The organism is Elioraea tepidiphila DSM 17972 (assembly GCF_000378465.1).
In the GTDB taxonomy this organism is placed as follows: Bacteria; Pseudomonadota; Alphaproteobacteria; order Acetobacterales; family Acetobacteraceae; genus Elioraea; species Elioraea tepidiphila.
In genome coordinates this window covers 23,055-40,090 of the sequence record NZ_KB899917.1, presented here as the reverse complement: position 1 = coordinate 40,090, position 17,036 = coordinate 23,055, and the positions used below count along the sequence as shown (strand labels likewise).

Annotated in this window: 14 protein-coding genes and 1 pseudogene; 10 read left to right on the top strand and 5 right to left on the bottom strand. The window is 70.5% G+C overall.

Translation table 11 applies throughout. From position 1 onward, the window contains the following. The first annotated feature begins 42 nt into the window (after positions 1–42). Positions 43–1,455: an amidase family protein gene (locus F563_RS0107760; protein ID WP_019014093.1), complete on the top strand. Its 1,413-nt coding sequence runs from the start codon at positions 43–45 to the stop codon at positions 1,453–1,455. Positions 1,456–1,534: 79 nt separating this feature from the next. On the opposite strand, the gene F563_RS0107755 is transcribed toward F563_RS0107760, so the two are convergent. Continuing rightward, a complete protein-coding gene (locus F563_RS0107755) occupies positions 1,535–2,629 on the bottom strand; it encodes an ATP-dependent 6-phosphofructokinase (protein ID WP_019014092.1) in 1,095 nt (364 codons plus the stop codon). A 164-nt stretch (positions 2,630–2,793) separates the two neighbouring features. Here F563_RS0107755 and F563_RS0107750 point away from each other — a divergent pair, with 164 nt between their 5' ends. The 5 genes from F563_RS0107750 to F563_RS0107730 all read left to right on the top strand — a co-directional run bounded on the left by F563_RS0107750 (position 2,794) and on the right by F563_RS0107730 (position 7,457). Next, a complete protein-coding gene (locus F563_RS0107750; RefSeq protein WP_019014091.1) occupies positions 2,794–4,116 on the top strand; it encodes an ABC transporter substrate-binding protein in 1,323 nt (440 codons plus the stop codon). Between the two features lie 87 nt (positions 4,117–4,203). After that, on the top strand, positions 4,204–5,106 hold the full coding sequence (locus tag F563_RS0107745; protein WP_019014090.1) for a branched-chain amino acid ABC transporter permease: 903 nt from the start codon (positions 4,204–4,206) through the stop codon (positions 5,104–5,106). Then, positions 5,106–6,047, top strand: a complete 942-nt coding sequence (locus tag F563_RS0107740; protein WP_019014089.1) for a branched-chain amino acid ABC transporter permease — start codon at positions 5,106–5,108, stop codon at positions 6,045–6,047. The genes F563_RS0107745 and F563_RS0107740 overlap by 1 nt, the downstream gene beginning before the upstream one ends. Continuing rightward, a complete protein-coding gene (locus F563_RS0107735; RefSeq protein WP_019014088.1) occupies positions 6,044–6,808 on the top strand; it encodes an ABC transporter ATP-binding protein in 765 nt (254 codons plus the stop codon). The genes F563_RS0107740 and F563_RS0107735 overlap by 4 nt, the downstream gene beginning before the upstream one ends. After that, positions 6,795–7,457, top strand: a complete 663-nt coding sequence (locus F563_RS0107730; RefSeq protein ID WP_019014087.1) for an ABC transporter ATP-binding protein — start codon at positions 6,795–6,797, stop codon at positions 7,455–7,457. The genes F563_RS0107735 and F563_RS0107730 overlap by 14 nt, the downstream gene beginning before the upstream one ends. Before the next feature lie 100 nt (positions 7,458–7,557). Here F563_RS0107730 and F563_RS0107725 read toward each other — a convergent pair whose 3' ends face one another. Together F563_RS0107725 and F563_RS0107720 are read right to left on the bottom strand one after the other, a co-directional pair. Then, positions 7,558–8,742, bottom strand: coding sequence for a M20 family metallopeptidase (locus F563_RS0107725; RefSeq protein ID WP_019014086.1), 1,185 nt, complete (start codon positions 8,740–8,742; stop codon positions 7,558–7,560). Further along, positions 8,739–11,504, bottom strand: a complete 2,766-nt coding sequence (locus tag F563_RS0107720) for a P-loop NTPase fold protein (RefSeq protein WP_019014085.1) — start codon at positions 11,502–11,504, stop codon at positions 8,739–8,741. Before F563_RS0107720 ends, F563_RS0107725 begins: the two co-directional genes overlap by 4 nt. Positions 11,505–11,889: 385 nt before the next feature. Between F563_RS0107720 and F563_RS25945 the strand changes: the two are divergent. The 3 genes and pseudogenes from F563_RS25945 to F563_RS25545 form a co-directional block, all read left to right on the top strand. Continuing rightward, a pseudogene (locus tag F563_RS25945) lies at positions 11,890–12,114 on the top strand (MaoC/PaaZ C-terminal domain-containing protein); the annotation flags it as partial. 52 nt (positions 12,115–12,166) lie between these two features. Beyond that, positions 12,167–12,352, top strand: a complete 186-nt coding sequence (locus tag F563_RS25550; protein ID WP_019014084.1) for a hotdog family protein — start codon at positions 12,167–12,169, stop codon at positions 12,350–12,352. Between the two features lie 77 nt (positions 12,353–12,429). Then, complete coding sequence (locus tag F563_RS25545) at positions 12,430–13,314, top strand: beta-keto acid cleavage family enzyme (protein WP_019014083.1); 885 nt, start codon at positions 12,430–12,432, stop codon at positions 13,312–13,314. A gap of 4 nt (positions 13,315–13,318) precedes the next feature. Here the strand turns inward: F563_RS25545 and F563_RS21965 are convergent, their stop codons facing one another. Together F563_RS21965 and aroC are read right to left on the bottom strand one after the other, a co-directional pair. Then, positions 13,319–14,527, bottom strand: a complete 1,209-nt coding sequence (locus F563_RS21965; protein WP_156825107.1) for a hypothetical protein — start codon at positions 14,525–14,527, stop codon at positions 13,319–13,321. Between the two features lie 121 nt (positions 14,528–14,648). Continuing rightward, a complete protein-coding gene (gene aroC / locus F563_RS0107700; protein WP_019014081.1) occupies positions 14,649–15,767 on the bottom strand; it encodes a chorismate synthase in 1,119 nt (372 codons plus the stop codon). A 252-nt stretch (positions 15,768–16,019) separates the two neighbouring features. On the opposite strand from aroC, the gene mdh reads away from it, so the two are divergent. After that, positions 16,020–16,973, top strand: a complete 954-nt coding sequence (mdh, locus tag F563_RS0107695) for a malate dehydrogenase (RefSeq protein ID WP_019014080.1) — start codon at positions 16,020–16,022, stop codon at positions 16,971–16,973. Positions 16,974–17,036 lie beyond the last annotated feature (63 nt).

The following is a 17,036-nucleotide window of genomic DNA, read 5'->3' as shown; positions in this document are numbered from 1 at the left end:
GGGCCAGAGTGCACGCGGGCGACAGGGAAGGGGAGAGCCAGCGTGACAGAGATCCACCGCATGAGCGCGGCGGCGCTTGCCGAGGCGTATCGGAGCAAGCGGCTCTCGCCGGTCGAGGTGGTCGAGGCGACGCTCGCACGTGCCCAGGCCGTGCAACCCGTACTCTGCCCCTTCCGGCTGCTCGACGAGGAGGGCGCGCGCGCGGCAGCCGGGGAGAGTGCGGCGCGCTGGGCGAGGGGCGAGGCGCTGTCGCCGCTCGATGGCGTGCCGCTCGCGATCAAGGACAATCACGCCGCGAAGGGGATGCCAAAGCAGTCGGGCAGCCGCACGCGCGAGCCGCTGCCCGAGCCCGAGGACGCGCCGATGATCGCGCGGCTGCGCGAGGCCGGGTGCGTGATCTTCGCGCGCACGACGATGCCCGACCTCGGCTGGAAGGGCGTGAACGACTCGCCGCTGACGGGGGTGACGCGCAATCCCTGGAACCCCGAGCGTACGCCGGGCGGCTCCTCGGGCGGGGCGGCGGTGGCGGTGGCCACGGGGGTCTGCCCGATCGCGACAGGTGGTGACGGGGGTGGATCGATCCGCATGCCCGCGGGCTTCACGGGCGTGTTCGGCATCAAGCCGACCACCGGCCGTGTGCCCGGTCTCTACGACTCGCCTGCAGGCGATCTGGTGGCGCCCGGGCCGCTGTCGCGCACGGTCGCCGACAGTGCCGCCGTGCTGGCGTGGATGAGCCGGCCCGATCCGCGCGATCCGATCGCCTCCGCCGTGCCGGCGCCGCATTACCCTTCGGTGCTGGCGGAGGGCGTGAAGGGGCTGCGTGTCGCGGTCTCGCCGACGCTCGGCTTCGCCCCGCCGGTGGATGACGTGAGGATGGCCTCGCTGGAGGGTGCGGCCAAGGCGCTTGAAGCCGCTGGCGCGACCGTGACCTGGGAGGACCCGCCGCTCTGGAATATGCGCGCCGGCTTCGTGACGATCTGGGAGGCGGCCTATGCGATCGCGGTGATGACGACGCCGGCCGAGCGGTTGACGCTGTTCGATCCGGGGCTGCTGGATGTCGGGCGGCGCGGGCTTGCCTTGGCCGCCGTGACCGAGAAGCTCGCGCAGACGGAACGGACGCGCCTCATCCATGCGATGGTGGCGTTCCACCATCGGTTCGATCTGCTGCTGTGCCCGACCCTGCCACTCGGTGCGTTCAAGGCCGGCCATGGCGTGAACACGCCGGACACCGTGCGCTATCCCGAGTGGTACGACTGGACGCCCTATACGTGGCCGTTCAACCTGACGAAGCAGCCCTGCGCGAGTGTGCCTTGGGGATTGGATGCGGAGGGACTGCCGGTCGGTGTCCAGCTCGTGGCGACGCATTTCCGGGAGGATCTGGTGCTGCGTGGCAGCGCGGTGTTGGAGGCGGCGAACCCGATGCCGATGCCGGACGATCGGCTCTGGCGCCCGTAGCGGCAGAACCCGCGAGGTGCCTGAGGGATGCAGGGGGGTGTGGGGGGACCAGCGTGGTCCCCCCACCGCTTTCCTTGTCCTACTGATCGCCGAAACAGATCCCGAGTCCGCGCGCCGCCCGCACGAGATCACCCTGCGGATCGACCGGCCGCGCCGCCACGGCGGCCTCGGCCACCGGTGCATCCGCCACCTTCCCCTCGCGCCACACCACGAGCCGTCCGAACTTTCCTTGCACCGCAAGATCGACCGCGTGCACGCCCATCGACGAGGCGACGAGCCGGTCCAGCGCGCCGGGGCTGCCGCCGCGCTGCACGTGACCGAGCACGGTGACGCGCGCTTCCGCACCGGTCGCTTTTTCAAGCGTTGCGGCGATCCGTGCGCCGACGCCGCCGAGCCGCGGCATCGCGCCGGCTGCGGAGGGTCCGGCCAGAACCGTTTCTCCCTCCGGCGAGGGAACCGCCTCAGCGACCACCACAAGCGCGAAGTTGCGGCCGCGCGCGCGCAGCCGCGCGATCGCCTCGGCGACGACGCTGACGCGCCAGGGAATCTCGGGAATCAGGATCACGTCGGCGCCGCCTGCCATGCCGGCCGAGAGCGCGATGTGCCCGGCGTCACGGCCCATCACCTCCAGCACCATGATCCGGTTGTGGCTCGCGGCGGTGGGCTGGAGCCGGTCGAGCGCCTCGGTCGCGACCTCCACTGCGGTATGGTGGCCGATCGCGTATTCGGTCGCGGCGAGGTCGTTGTCGATGGTCTTGGGGATGCCGACGAAGGGGAACCGGCCGGCCTGCATCAGCCGGTGCATGATGCGCATCGAGCCGTCGCCGCCGATGCCGACGATCGCGTCGAGCCCGAGCGTTTCGACGCCGCGGAAGATCAGGGGCGAGCGGTCCTCCTTGCCGCCACCCGGGACCGGGAAGGAGAAGGGATCGCCGCGATTGACGCTGCCCAGGATCGTTCCGCCCTGGCGCAGCAGGGACGGGTCGTTCACGGAGCCATCCAGCGTCACGAAGCGTGGCGGGTCCTCCATCAGCCCGTGGGTCCCCTGGATCAGCCCGAGCACTTCGAGCCCGTAGGTGCCGGCCGCGCGAATCGTCACCGCGCGGATCGCCGCGTTCAGACCGGCGCAGTCGCCGCCCGTGGTCAGCACGCCCAGTCGCTTGATCGTCGCCATCGTCACCCGTTCCGTTCGCGAGGGGGGCAGAGTCGCAGAGAATCGCCACTCGGGCACGCGGTTTATCGCACCTGTCATCAACCCCTTGGCGCTCCGACACGGGCACGATACCGTCCTGTGACGGGTGGCACACGCGCCCAGGGAAGATTGAGGGAGACGTCCAGATGCCGAAGCTCACACGCCGCGCGGCACTCCAGACCGCGGTTGCCTCGACGGTCGCGCTGCCGACGCTGCTGCCGCGCGAGGCCATCGGCCAGCAGAGGCCCAGCGAGCTGAAGATCGGCATCTCGACCTTCCTCTCCGGCCCGGCCTCCGTGTTCGGTGTGCCCGGCCGAAATGCCGCTGACCTGCTGATCGACCAGTTCAACCGCGCGGGCGGCATCGGTGGCGTGCCGATCCGCAGCATCGTGATCGACGAGGCACCTGGCGTGGACTTCCTGCTCGGCGAGTGCCGCCGGCTGGTCCAGAACGAGGGCGTCGACGTGATGCTCGCCTCGATCTCGTCCGGGTCGTGCCTGGCCGTAGCGCCGCTCGCCGAGCAGCTGCGCATGCCGACGATCCTGTGGGACTGCGGTACCCAGCGCATCTTCGAGGAAGCGTCCTACCGCTACTGCGTGCGCACCCAGGCCAACGCGGTGCCCGAGATCGTCGCGCCGCTGCTCTATGTCGCCAAGGTCAAGCCGGACTTCCGGACCCTCGCAGTGCTCAACCAGGACTACGCCTGGGGCCGCGACTCCTGGGCGATCTGGAAGGCGGCAATGGACGCCGTGAAGCCGGGCGTGCGCGTCGTCGCGGAGCTGTTCCCGCGCTTCGGCGCGACCGACTTCTCGACCGAGATCACGCGCCTGCTGGCGCTGCGGCCCGACGTGATCTTCTCGACGAGCTGGGGCGGCGAGCTCGACACCTTCATCCGCCAGGCCGCCGAGCGACGCCTGTTCGAGCGCTCGACCTTCGTGCTGCCGCTGGCTGAGTCGAGCCTGGAGCGTGTCGGCAAGACGCTGCCGGAGGGCGTGATCGTCGGCGGGCGTGGCGACCACTGGTTCCTGCACCCGACCGCGAAGGACACGCAGATCCTGAAGGACTTCACGGCCGCATACCGGCAGCGGTTCAATCTCTATCCGATCTATCCCACCTTCCACATGGCCCAGGCGCTCTATGGGCTGAAGGCGGGATATGAGAAGGCGATGGCGGCGAACGGCGGCGCGTGGCCGTCGCGCGAGCAGCTCATGGACACGATGCGTGGGCTTCAGTTCGCGCACCTGACGGGCACGATGACGATCCGCGAGGACGGCCAGGGGCTGGAGCCGATGCTGATCGGCATGACCAAGCACGTGAACGAGTATCCGTTCCCGGTGATTGATCGGATGGTGATGTTCCCGCCCGAGCTGACGATGAACCCCGTGGGCACGAAGGGACTTGATTGGGTGCGGCTGTTGACGCCGGCCTCGGTGCAGCGGGCGCCGGCTGAAATTCCCTACCGGGCATGAGGAGATCCGGGGGGCCGCAAGGCCCCCCGGACCCCCCTGGAGGGCGCGCCTCCCGTTGGTCGGCGCGCGGGCCCCCATGATCCATCCATGACACTTCTTCTCTTTCTCGCGATCCTGGACGGCCTCGCCTACGCGGCGCAGGTCTTCATGGTCGCGGTCGGACTGACGCTGATCTTCGGCGTGCTGCGCATCCTCAACGTGGCACACGGCAGCTTCTTCGCGATCGGCGGCTACGTCGCCGCGACCCTGGGCACCTGGGCCGCCACCACCGCGCTCGCCCCCGCGCTCGCACTGCCCGCACTGCTGCTCGCCGCCGTGCTGGTCGGAGGCGTGCTCGGCCCGGTGATCGAGCGGCTGATCCTCTCGCGCATCTACGTGAAGGAGCACGTGCTCCAGCTCCTCGTCACCTTCGCGCTGTTCATGATCCTGGAGGACATCCAGAAACTGACCTGGGGGGTGCAGCCGATCTTCCAGGACGCGCCCGTGCGCGTGCTGGGACAGGTCGAGGTCGGCGACATCATCTACACCGCCTACCAGCTCTACCTGCTGCCGGGCGTCGCACTCGCGACCCTGCTCGGGCTGATGTGGTTCCTCCGCCGCACGCTGACGGGCCGCGTGATCGTCGCCGTGACCGAGGATCGTGAGGCCGCCACCGCCATGGGGATCGATGCGAACCGCGTCTATCTCCTCACCTTCACCTTCGGCACCGTGCTGGCTGCCCTCGGCGGCGCGCTCGCCTCGCCGACCACCAGCCTCGTCCCCGGCGTGGGCGTGAACATGATCGTACTGTCCTTCGCCGTGGTCGCGACCGCGGGGCTCGGGCAGATCGAGGGCGCGATGCTCACCGCGCTGCTGATCGGGCTCGGCCGTTCGGTCGCGGTCTATTTCGCGCCCGAGTTCGAGGTGGTGATTCCCTACCTCATCATGGTCGCGGTGCTGCTGGTCCGGCCGCACGGGCTGTTCGGCCGGCCCGAGCTGAGGCGCGTCTGATGGATCGGCGGCTCGCCTTGCCTGCCTTCGCCGGCGCCGCGCTGGTCATTGCGCTCGCCGCCAGCGCCCCGTGGCTGAAGTTCGTGTTTACCATCGCGCTGGCCAAGGGGCTGGCGGTGACGGGGATCCTGCTGCTGCTCCGCGCGGGACAGGTGAGCTTCGGTCACGCGCTCTACATCGCCGTCGGCGCCTACACGGTCGCCTTCACCCGTCCGCATGTGGGCGAGATGCTGCTGCTGCTGCCGCTCGCCGCTGCCGCGGGAACGATCGTCGGGCTGGCGGTCGGGCTGTTCGTCGCGCGCTACCGCGACATCTTCTTCGGCATGCTCAATCTCGCCTTCTCGATGGTGTTCTACTCGTTGCTCGAGAAGCTCTACGAGTACACCAAGGGCACGGACGGGATTCGGGTGGCACGGCCAACCATCGCCGGCATGGCACTTGAACGTGTCGATTACGAGTGGACCATGCTGATCGGCGGGATCGCTCTCGCGCTCGCGCTCGGCTGGCTCGCCTCGCGCTTCCTCGCCTCGCCGCTCGGCCAGGCGCTGCCGGCGATCAAGACGCGCGAGACCAGGCTCGAATTCGCCGGCATCTCGGCCAAGCGCGTGCTGCTCGTTGCCTATGTCATCTCGGCCGCGCTCGCTGGGCTGGGGGGCGGGATCATTGCCTGCACCACGCTGCACGTCACGCCGCTGCTGTCGTACTGGACCCACTCGGGCGAGCTCGTGTTCATCGCCATCCTCGGCGGTGGCGGCAGCGTGCTGGGGCCGTATCTCGGTGCGATCGTCTACGAGCTGGTGCGTGTCTATGCCGCCGCCGCGTTCCCGGATGGCTGGCAGATGATCCTCGGCGCGGTGCTGCTGCTGATCATCCTGTTCGCCGCGCGCGGGCTCTGGGGCATCTACGAGGACCTCGTGCTGCGCAAGGGACGCCGCGCATGACCGCGCCGCTGCTCTCGGCCAAGGGGCTGAAGATCGCGTTCGGCGGCGTCAAGGCGGCCGACGGGATCGATCTCGACATCGCGCCCGGCGAGTTCGTCGCCATCATCGGCCCGAACGGTGCGGGCAAGACCACCTTCATCAACATGACCACCGGCTATCTCCGCCCGCAGGCCGGCCACATCCATTTCGACGGCGCCGAGATCACCGGCCTGCCGCCGCGCAGCATCGTCCGGCGCGGCATTGCGCGCAGCTTCCAGATCCCGCAGCTCTTCACCGAGCACACGGTGATCGAGAATGTCGCGCTGAAGGTGGCGGCGCACGGCCGCTTCTGGCGCGGACTGCGCCCGCTGCTCGATGCCGAGACCGCGACCACGGCGATGCGTCTGCTGGAACAGTTCGGCCTCGCCGATGTCGCGACCGCGCGCGCGACCGAGCTGAACGAGGGCACCCGGAAACTCACCGACATCGCCATGGCGATGGCACTGAAGCCGCGCGTGCTGCTGATGGACGAGCCGACCTCCGGCGTCGCCTCCTCCGAGAAGTTCGGCATCATGGACACGTTGGTCGCGGCCCTGCGCGCCGAAGGTGTGACGGCCGTGTTCGTCGAGCACGACATGGAGGTGGTCGAGCGGTACGCCGACCGGGTGGCGGTCTGGAGCCAGGGCAAGATCCTCGCCGCCGGGCCCCCTGCCACAGTGCTCGCCGACCCGGCCGTGCTGCGCGAGGTGATCGGCGTCGAGACCAAGCATGCTCACGCTTGAGAGCATCAGCGTCGCGATCGCCGGCACGCGCGTGCTGCGCGGCGTCGACATGGCGATCGACCACAGCGGCCGCGTCGCCCTGGTCGGGCGCAACGGCGCCGGCAAGACCACCACGCTGCGCGCGATCATGGGGCTGGTGCCGCTCTCGGGCGGGCGCATCGGCTTCGAGGGTCAGGACCTGAGCCGTGTGCCGGCGCATCGCCGCACCGGGCTCGCGATCGGCTACGCGCCCGAGGAGCGGCGGCTGTTCTCCTCCTTCACGGTCGAGGAGAACCTGCGCCTGCCGGCCGAGGTGGCGGGTCTGTCGGCTGCCGAGACGCGGCGGCGTCTCGACAAGACCTACGCCATCCTGCCGGAGATCGCCGAGTTCAAGGATCGCAAGGCTGGCGGGCTGTCGGGCGGGCAGGGCAAGATGGTGGCGCTCGGCCGTGCGCTGATGACCGGCACCAAGCTCGTGCTGCTCGACGAACCGTTCCAGGGCCTCGCTCCCGCGCTCGCGCGCCGCTACGCCGAGACGCTGATGCGGCTCCGCGAGGCCGAGCCCGAGCTCGCGATCCTGATCACCGAGAGCAATCCCGATCTGCTCAAGCCGATGGTGGATAGCGCGTATCTGATCGAGCGCGGCGAGGTTCGGCCGACGACGCTTTGAAAAACCAGTGGGGGGACGACGGTCGTCCCCCCACACCCCCCTCCGCAGATTGGGCCCCAGATGCAGGGGGTCCGGGGGACCAGCGTGGTCCCCCGGCACTTTACAGCCCTGCCTGCGGCAGCCGGCAGATCGCCCGCGCCAGCGCCTGGGCGCGCGGCACCACCGTGTCGATCTCGAGATACTCCTCCGGCGAATGCGCCTTGCCGCCCACTGGCCCGACGCCGCAGATCGTCGGCGCACCGACCGCCGCGGTGAAGCCCGAATCGGCGCACCCACCCGAGAACTCACCGGCGACCTTCAGCCCGGCATCGGCCGCGGCGCCGACATAGGTCTCGAACAGCGCGTTCGACGCCGCGGTCGGGTTCACCGGCAGGAACTCGCCCTTGATCGTCAGCGTCGCGCGCGTGCCGGGCACGTTCGCCGTGCGCACGATCTGCTCGATCTTGGCGACGATGTCGTCGCGCTGCGCGGGCTCGACATAGCGCAGATCGATCTCGCCCTCGGCATGCGGGGCGACCGTGTTCACCGACTGTCCGCCGCGCACCAGGCCGACATTCAGCGTGATCCCGGCCTTCAGGTCGGTCAGCGCATGGATCGCGATGATCTTGCGCGCGAGCTCCTCGATCGCGCTGATGCCGGCCTCGAAATTGCCGCCGGAATGCGCGGCCTTGCCCTCGATCGCCATCACCATGAACACCCCGCCCTTGCGCGCGGTGACGACGTTGCCGCTCGGCCTGCCGGGCTCGCTGTTGAACACGGCGCGCGCCATGCGGCCTTCGGCCTCGATCGGGCCGCGGCCCTCCGGGGAGCCGATCTCCTCGTCGCCGGTGAACAGTCCGACCATCGGCCCCGGCGCACCGCCGAACTTCTTGAAGGCGGCAAGCACGAAGGCGTTCATCACCAGCCCCGCCTTCATGTCGGCCACGCCGGGCCCGTAGGCGCGACCGTTCTCGATCCTGAACGGGCGCTGCGTCGTCTCGCCCTTCGGGAAGACGGTGTCGCGGTGGCCCATCAGCACGATGTTCTTTCCGGCGTTGCCACCGGCCTGGTCGGGCGCGGGCAGCACCGCGCGCAGCACGTCGCCCTTCGTGGCACCGGGAATGGTCTCGACCGCGATGCCGTGGGAGTCGAAGAACGCCTTGATCTGCGCACCGACCGCATCGACACCCGGCTTGTCGTAGCTGCCGCTGTCGGTGTTCACGAGGCGCTCGATCAGATCGAGCATCGCCTGCTTCTGGGTGGCGAGCCAGTCGGTGATGGCGGTTTCAGGCGAGGCGAGGTTCATGCGGGGCTGCTCCCGGTTGGTTCGGGCGGAGCCTCGGGCGATGGGGCGGGTTCGTCAACCTGGGGTGGGTGGAAGGAGTAGCGACGGGCTTCGGCGGCGTGCTGGGCGACATCCGCGAAGCGCAACGCCGACCCTGCGCCGGTCCAGAACCTGTCGGCGCGCAGCAGCGCCGTGCGCAGAGGCTGCCAGCCGTCCGCCCCGCCGAGCAGCAGCGGCGAAGTGCCGATGACGGTGCCTGCCGGCTGGGTGCCGAGGGCCGTGCGCCAGAGGCGCAGCGGTACGCCGGCGAGACCGCTCTCGCAGGCCAGCGCCAACGCGAAGGCCGCGACGGCCGGTGCGTCAGGTCCTCCGGCGAGGAAGTCCCGCAACGCCTCCGCCGATCGCGAGGCCCGGGCGAGCCGATAGAGATTGATGAACCGCTTGGCGTCACGCGGGGTGTCGGCGGCGAGCGGCATCAGCGCCGCGAGCAGTTCCGCCTCGTCCTTGGTCAGCGTGACGCGCTCGGTTGTGGCCGCACGGCTCTCGGGCGGCTCCTCGTCCCCCGCCTGTGGCGCTTCGTCGGGGTCTATAGCCATCTCGGTCTGGAACGCATTCGCTTGAAATGCGCCCGCCTGGAAAGCTCCTCGAGCGGGACTCCCATCAGCCTTGTTCTGCTCGACCCCCTCCGGCATCAGCACGCGTGCGAGCCCCGCGAACGCGGGATCGCCCGGCCCCAGCCGCGGCAGCCAGAACGGCACCTGGAAGATCTTCTCCAGGTAGTCGGACGGCCCCGCGCCGTTCTCGAACAGCTTGCCGTAGTGCGTCTGCAACGCGCCGCGCAGCCACCGTTCGTCCACCGCGACCACCACGACGAACAGGCGGAACTGGAGCAGCAGGGCGACTGCCTCCAGCACCTTGACCACCTGCTCCTCGCGCAGCCGGTCGAGATCGTCGATGTAGAGGATGATGCGCTCGATCGTCGGCAGGTCCGATCGCGTGACCTGCTTCGGATCGGTCTGCGCTGCCATCAGCCGGTCGAGCTGCTCGAAGCTCCGCCGCAGCCGGCCGATCAGGCCGATCTCCTGTTCGTAGGCCTTCAGCTCGTCGCTCTCGCTCAGGAAGAAGCGCAGCATCGCGCCCGGTGTCGCGGCAGCCCGATCCAGGCTCTCGATCCGCGCCACCGCCGCGCGCGTCTCGGCCTCGCGTGCGGCGAGCCTGGCGGCGGCCGCCTCGCGTTCCGCCGCGAGCCTTTCCCGCTCCGCACGCAGATCGGCCTCGGCCTTCGCCTCGGCCTCGGCCGCGTCGAGGATCGGCGCGAGCGCGGCCACCGCCTTCGCTGCATGCGCGCCGAGCGGCGCGACGAACGCGACCAGTCCCGCCAGCGTCGCCACGACCGATGGCACGAGCCATGACGCGACGATCACCACGCCCGCCGCCGCCGCCAGCGACAGGATCGCCGCCCGCCCCGCGCCCGGCCGCATCAGCGCGATCAGTCGCCGTCCGACCGCCAAGGTCCCGGATCCCGCGGCGCGCAGCTTCGCCGCCTCGGCCGCGAGCGCGGTCGCGGTCGCTGCCTCGTTCGGCCCGATCACGCCGAGCACGCGCAGCGTCTCGGTCACCTGCTCGCTGCGTGTCGCCAGCACCTCGGCCGCGCCACCGGCCGCGCCGCGCTGCGCCCGCTCGACGAGCCTGGTGTCGAGCGCGCTGATCTGACGGTCCAGCGCCCCGATCGCCCGCCGCGCATCCTTGGCCGCGCGCTTCGCCGTCTCCAGCGAGGCCTTGGCGAGCTCTGCCCGCCCGGTGATCTCGGCCAGCAGCGCATCGGCGCGATCGGTCGTCGTACCCTCGATGCGCGCCACTTCGTCGCGCAGGCCGCCGAAGATCTCGACCGCGAGCGAGGCCCAGAGATTCGCATCCGAGAACGACCAGGCATTGAACCGGATCTGCGCGACATTCGTCACGAAGGGCGTGGTCGTCTCGATCCGCCAGTCGCGCCCGATCCGCTCCACCTCCTGATGCATCATCGCCATGAAGGTGGACTTGCCGCTGCCCCAGTCGCCGAACAGCCCGATCGCCAGCGGCGGCGCGTTATCCTTCAGGCAGGCGAGCTCGGCCAGCCGCCGCGCGTCCCTGCGCCGGTTCAGCGCGTCGTCGGTCTGCGGCGCGTCGGGCGTGAAGGCCGCCGCCGCCAGCACCGTCTCGCCGAGGATCGCGCGCCACGCGCCGAGATCCTCCGAGGCCTCCGGATTCGCCTCCATCGCCGCCAGCACCGGCGCCCGCAGCGCCTGCGGATCGATGCCCCAGTCGCGCTGCCAGATGCGCCGCAGCGCGGCCGCGAGCAGGGGCGCGTCGGGCGGGGCGATCAGCGCGACCAGCAGGTGCCGCGCATCGATGCGCTCGCGCGCGACCGTCCGCTCGGCCAACCGGCGCGCCACAGCCAGCGCGTCCGCCGCACGCGGCGAGAGCGGCAGTCCCGTCGGCGCCCCCTTCTCGACCGCCGGGCTGCGGTTGCGCGCGATCGCCTCGGTGCCGGCGAGACGCTCGAGCGTTTCGACGAGCGCGGCGGCGATCAGCGGCGAGCCACGCTCCGTTTCGCCCACTGCGACCAGCCCGCCGATCAGCGCCCGTAGCCCCACGGTCGGGGTGATCCCGCGCGCCGAGGCCTCGTTCGTGGCCATCGCGCCGGCCGCCTCCAGCGCGCGTCGCGTGGTCGCCGAGAGTTCGGCGGCGAGCGCGTGATCGAGCGTCTCAGGGGGCCAGGGTGCGCGCGGTGCCTCCGCCATGGCGGAACATTACCGCCCCGGCACGGGCGCCGGAAGCGGCGATCCGCCGCCTCCCACGCCGCCGAATCCAGCGCTTCTCAAGACCTCCGCAAGGTCCTCTCCCAGTCTCGCCGCCGGGCCGCGACTAGGGTCCGCGCCGCGTTCCGACGCCGCCAGGCCCCCAGCCGATGCGTCCGGCGGGGCGTGCATCCCATGGAAACCGCCGCGGCGCACAGACCCTGCGCCTGGCCGAACAGGAGACGAAGATCGATGAACGCAACGACCCAGGCGGTCGAGGCACCCGCCAAGAAGACGCCGGTGCAGCTATCGGTGGCTGAACGTGCCCGTCCTCGATGACGCGGGCGAGATCATTCACGCCGGCGTCGCCTCCGCTCCCGGGCTCTTCATGCTCGGCCTCCGCTTCCCGCGCCGGCGTAGCTCGAACTTTCTCCGCGGGGGTGGAGCGGATCCCGCTGCACTCGGCGCCGCGGCCGAGCGCAGCCGCACGACCTCGATGCGCGACGTCGAGATGTTCTCGGCCATGACCGGCGACATGAACCCGCTGCACTACGACGCGGCCCTGGCCGGCCGCTCACCCTTCGGTGGGCTGATCGTGCAGGGCGGCGTCACCTCGGGTCTGCTGAACGCCGCGGTGGCCGAGGACCTGCCGGGTCCGGGCACCGTTGCTCGGCGTCGAGTGGCGTTTCGTCAAGGCCGTGCTGGTCGGCGAGACGATCACGGCGCGCGTCGAGATCACGGGCGTGCGCGACGACACGCCGATCTGCACCCTCGCGACCACCGTGCGCAACGGCAAGGGCGAGGTCTGCCTGACCGGCACCGCGGTGACCCACACGGTGCCGCTGCGCTGAGCCCAGCCGCTCCCCGCTCGACATTCGCGCGCGCCTGGCCGAGGCTCGGCCAGAACCGATCGAGGAGAGGGAGCGGGATGCGCCAGAAAGTGATGATCACCTGCGCGGTCACGGGCGGGGCGGACACGGCACCCAAGTATCCGAATGTGCCGGTGACGCCCGAACAGATCGCCCGCGCGGCGATCGATGCGTGCTCGGCCGGCGCCGCGATCGCGCATATCCATGTCCGCAATCCCGAGACCGGCAAGCCGTCCGGCGAGCTGGCGCTCTACCGCGAGGTGGTCGAGCGCATCCGGGATTCGGGCTCGCCCGTGATCATCAACCTGACGACCGGGTTCGGCGGCCGCTTCGTGCCGGGTGCCCACGATCCGCGCACGCCCGGGCCCGGCACCACGCTGCGCTCGCCCGAGGAGCGCGTCGCGCATGTCGTCGCGTTGAAGCCGGAGATCTGCACGCTCGACGTCGCCACCATGGCGTTCGGCGAGACCGCGTTCCTGAACCTGCCGATGCATCTGCGCCCCATGGCGCAAGCGATCCGCGAGGCGGGCACCAAGCCGGAACTCGAATGCTTCGATCTCGGCCATGCCCGCTTGGCGCTCCGCCTCGTCGAGGAGGGGCTGATCGACGCGCCGCCGCTGTTCCAGCTCTGCCTCGGCATCGCCTGGGGCGCGCCGGCGACCACCGAGGCGATGGCCGCTCTCGCCGCGATGCTGCCGAAGGACGCGATCTGGGCAGCCTTCGGGATCAGCCGGATGCAGATGCCGATGGTCGCGCAGACCGTGCTGCTCGGTGGGCATGTGCGCGTCGGCATCGAGGACAATCTCTACATCGCGAAGGGTGAGCTCGCGCGCGACAATGCCCAGCTGGTGGAGCGTGCGGTCCAGATCATCCGCCTCATGGGGGTCGAACCGATGACCCCGGACGAGGCGCGCGCGATGCTGAAGCTGCGCGGCGCGGGGTGACCCGTCAGACCTGACTGAGCACGGCGGGGGCGAGAGCTGCGTCCTTCGCCGATGGGTGCGCTGGGTTGCGGTAGCGGAGCTCGCCACCACGCGCGGCCAGCGGCTCGGGCTGGCCGAGCAGCTCGAAGCGGCTGGCGCACGTGACCGCGACCACGGACTTCGCCTCGGGCGCGGTGAGGAAGTTGCGCGTCGCGCCTTCGATCTCCAGCCGCTCGCGCAGGCTGCGCCATTCCGTGGGGTCCGTGTCCTCCACGAACACGGCGAGGATGCCGGGACGGTCGCCGGAGAGCCGCGCGGGAAGCTCGGACAGGCGGCGCTGCAGCACGGCGGCGACCTCGTTCGGGCGCCCGGCGCGCGCGGCCATGACGAACATGGAGCTCTCGGCCGCGGCCACGGCGAAATGGGCCTCCTCGCCGAACTGGGCGCGCAGCCGCGCGGTGAGGGCGGCCTGCCCGGCCTCGGCCTGCGCGATCAGCAGCGGATCGAGCCGCAGCACCGCGGTCTCGCTGTGGTCGGACTTCCGCTCGCCCTCCAGCAGGGCGGCGATGCGCGCCTGTACCTCGGCGAGGTTGCGGGTCGAGTCGAGACCCTCGGGCAAGGTCATCTTGAGCAGATAACGGCCGGGATGGGCGGCAAGCCAGGATTGCAGGTCGGGATTGATCCGGTCCACCAGCGCGAACCAGTCGCCACGGTGCACCCAGCGGCCTTCGTCGGCCGAGACGACCGTGCAGACGATCTCGGCTGCCCGTCCGTCGCGCTCGATGAGCAGGTCATGCGGCGTCTCGTCTTCCAGGCCCGAGAACCGCACGGCGAAGCCGCGGGCCCGATTGAGTTGCGCCGTGCGGATCAGATGAAACACCGGAACGAGGGTACTCGCACCGTCGAGCCCCGCCTCGATGCGCCGGATCAGCCGATCCCGCGCGCCGGACGAGAGGGAGGCGTGCACCGCGAGCGTGTGCGCCAGCAGCTGCGCGATCTCCCGCCCCGCCCCGGTCGGGCGTGCCGTCGTCCCCTGGGCGAGGCGGGCGATCGCAAGCTCGATCGCATGGCGGTCACGCAGGACGCGGCCGGCAATTCTTTGGGCGCCGATCGCCCGCTCGATCGCATCCACGCGGTGCTGCCATCGCCCATGGCCGACAAGATCGATGAAGCGGCGCGCGACGGCGCTCAACGCTGTCGGCGAGACCACGTCCCGTGCATCCGCTCCGCTCATCTCAACCCCGTTTCTCTTTATCGCGCGTACAGTCGCGCGGTCAGCAAACCGATCGACAGTCAAAGCGACGTGACGCCAGGCTGCGCCGCAATCCGCGTTGCATTCTGCAACGGGACCCTGTTCAGGGCCGCGGCAGGATCGGGCTATCCGGCACGTCGGGGGTCTGCGCGCGCCGGCGCAGCATCTGATCGGCGAGCACGCATGCCATCATCGCCTCGCCCACCGGCACAGCGCGGATGCCGACGCACGGGTCGTGACGGCCGCGCGTGCTCACCTCCACCTCGTTGCCGTGCAGATCGACCGCCGGCACGGGCGCGAGGATCGAACTCGTCGGCTTCACCGCGAACCGCACGACGATCGGCTGGCCGGTGCTGATGCCGCCGAGGATGCCGCCGGCGTTGTTCGAGCCGAACACGACGCGCCGTTGCCCGTCCGCGCCGGTGTCCATCCGGAACGAATCGGCGTTCTCCTCGCCGGAGAGCGCGGCGGCGGCGAAGCCCGCGCCGATCTCCACCGCCTTGACGGCGTTGATCCCCATCATCGCGCTCGCGAGCTCCGCATCGAGCTTGCCATAGACCGGCTCGCCCAGCCCCGGCGGCACGCCCTCGGCCACCACCTCGATCACAGCGCCGACCGAGGACCCGCGCTTGCGCACCTCCATGAGGTGGCCCTCCCAGGCCTGGGCGGCCTGGCGGTCGGGGCAGAAGAACGGGTTGTCGTCCACGGCCGACCAGTCCCAGTGCGACCGGTCGATCGTCCACGGGCCCATTTGCACCAGCGCGCCGCGGATCGTCACCGTCTCGCCCAGCACCTTGCGCGCGATCGCGCCGGCAGCGACCCGCAGCGCGGTCTCCCGCGCGGACGCCCGTCCGCCGCCCCGGTAGTCGCGGATGCCGTATTTCAGCCAGTAGGTCAGGTCGGCATGGCCGGGGCGAAACCGATCCTTGATCTCGCCGTAGTCCTTCGAGCGCTGATCCACGTTCTCGATCATCAGGGCGATCGGGTGGCCGGTGGTCATGCCCTCGAACACGCCCGAAAGGATGCGCACCTGGTCCGGCTCCTGGCGCTGGGTGGTGAACTTCGACTGGCCGGGGCGGCGACGATCGAGCCAGGGCTGGATGTCGGCCTCGGTCAGCGGGATGCGCGGCGGGCAGCCATCCACCACGCAGCCGATCGCCGGGCCGTGGCTTTCGCCGAAGGTGGTGAACCGGAACAGCCGGCCGAAGGTGTTGCAGGACATCAGGGGTCTCGTCGGGCGCGGAGGGCTGGAGCGTCGGGCGATGCGGCGGTTATGGCCGCTGGCGGCGGGCAACGGCAAGCTGCGCCGGGTCCGCGGACTCTCCGGCGCGCCGGGGCAGGGCGGGGATCGCCAGCCCGGCCGCATTCTTGCCGCGCCGCGGCAAACGGGGTAGGGGAACCTCCGCCCGCCGGGGACCGCGCGCGCAACCCCGGTGCGTTGCCCTGTCCGCCCGTCCCAACCCGGAGTGTCTGCATGGCCCGCAACAAGATCGCGCTGATCGGCGCCGGCAATATCGGCGGCACGCTCGCCCATCTGATCGGGCTCAAGGAGCTCGGCGACGTCGTGCTGTTCGACGTGTTCGGCGGGGTCGCCGCCGGCAAGGCGCTCGACATCATGCAATCGGGCCCGGTGGATGGGTTCGACGCCATGATGACCGGCGGGTCGGACTATGCGGCGATCAAGGGGGCCGACGTGGTGATCATCACCGCCGGCTTCCCCCGCATGCCTGGGATGAGCCGCGACGATCTCGTCTCCAAGAACGCCGGCGTGATCGCCCAGGTGGCCGAGGGCGTGAAGAGCCATTGCCCGGATGCCTTCGTCATCGTCATCACCAACCCGCTCGATGCGATGGTGTGGGTGTTCAAGGAGAAGTCGGGCCTGCCGGCACACAAGGTGGTCGGCATGGCAGGCGTGCTGGACTCCGCGCGGTTCCGCCTGTTCCTCGCCCACGAGTTCAACGTCTCGGTCGAGGATGTGACGGCCTTCGTGCTCGGCGGCCACGGCGACACCATGGTGCCGCTGACGCGCTACTCCACGGTCGCCGGCATCCCCGTCCCCGACCTGGTGAAGATGGGCTGGACCACGCAGGAGAAGGTGGACGCGATCGTCACCCGCACCGCGAATGGCGGCGGCGAGATCGTGAAGCTGCTCGAGAAAGGGTCGGCCTTCTATGCGCCCGCCGCCTCGGCGATCGCGATGGCCGAGAGCTACCTGAAGGACAAGAAGCGCGTGCTGCCCTGCGCGGCGTGGCTGACCGGCCAGTATGGGGTGAAGGACCTCTATGTCGGCGTGCCCGTGGTGATCGGCGCCGCGGGCGTTGAGCGGATCGTCGAGATCGCGCTGAACGACGCCGAGAAGGCCGCGTTCGAGAAGTCGTGCGGCGCGGTGCGCGAGCTGATCGAGGCATCGAAGAAGCTGGTGGGCTGACGGCTGCGGGACGGCGCCCACGGCGCTGTCCGTGTCCGCCCGAGCGGGGATCACGGCATGAAC

What these genes read in the sequence shown, in the direction of transcription:
- F563_RS0107740 (WP_019014089.1), top strand. Translation starts at nt 5,106, where the DNA reads ATGGATCGGCGGCTCGCCTTGCCTGCCTTCGCCGGCGCCGCGCTGGTC.
- F563_RS21965 (WP_156825107.1), bottom strand. Translation starts at nt 14,527, where the DNA reads ATGAGCGGAGCGGATGCACGGGACGTGGTCTCGCCGACAGCGTTGAGC.
- F563_RS0107750 (WP_019014091.1), top strand. Translation starts at nt 2,794, where the DNA reads ATGCCGAAGCTCACACGCCGCGCGGCACTCCAGACCGCGGTTGCCTCG.
- F563_RS25545 (WP_019014083.1), top strand. Translation starts at nt 12,430, where the DNA reads ATGCGCCAGAAAGTGATGATCACCTGCGCGGTCACGGGCGGGGCGGAC.
- F563_RS0107720 (WP_019014085.1), bottom strand. Translation starts at nt 11,504, where the DNA reads ATGGCGGAGGCACCGCGCGCACCCTGGCCCCCTGAGACGCTCGATCAC.
- F563_RS0107735 (WP_019014088.1), top strand. Translation starts at nt 6,044, where the DNA reads ATGACCGCGCCGCTGCTCTCGGCCAAGGGGCTGAAGATCGCGTTCGGC.
- F563_RS0107725 (WP_019014086.1), bottom strand. Translation starts at nt 8,742, where the DNA reads ATGAACCTCGCCTCGCCTGAAACCGCCATCACCGACTGGCTCGCCACC.
- aroC (WP_019014081.1), bottom strand. Translation starts at nt 15,767, where the DNA reads ATGTCCTGCAACACCTTCGGCCGGCTGTTCCGGTTCACCACCTTCGGC.
- mdh (WP_019014080.1), top strand. Translation starts at nt 16,020, where the DNA reads ATGGCCCGCAACAAGATCGCGCTGATCGGCGCCGGCAATATCGGCGGC.
- F563_RS0107730 (WP_019014087.1), top strand. Translation starts at nt 6,795, where the DNA reads ATGCTCACGCTTGAGAGCATCAGCGTCGCGATCGCCGGCACGCGCGTG.
- F563_RS0107755 (WP_019014092.1), bottom strand. Translation starts at nt 2,629, where the DNA reads ATGGCGACGATCAAGCGACTGGGCGTGCTGACCACGGGCGGCGACTGC.
- F563_RS0107745 (WP_019014090.1), top strand. Translation starts at nt 4,204, where the DNA reads ATGACACTTCTTCTCTTTCTCGCGATCCTGGACGGCCTCGCCTACGCG.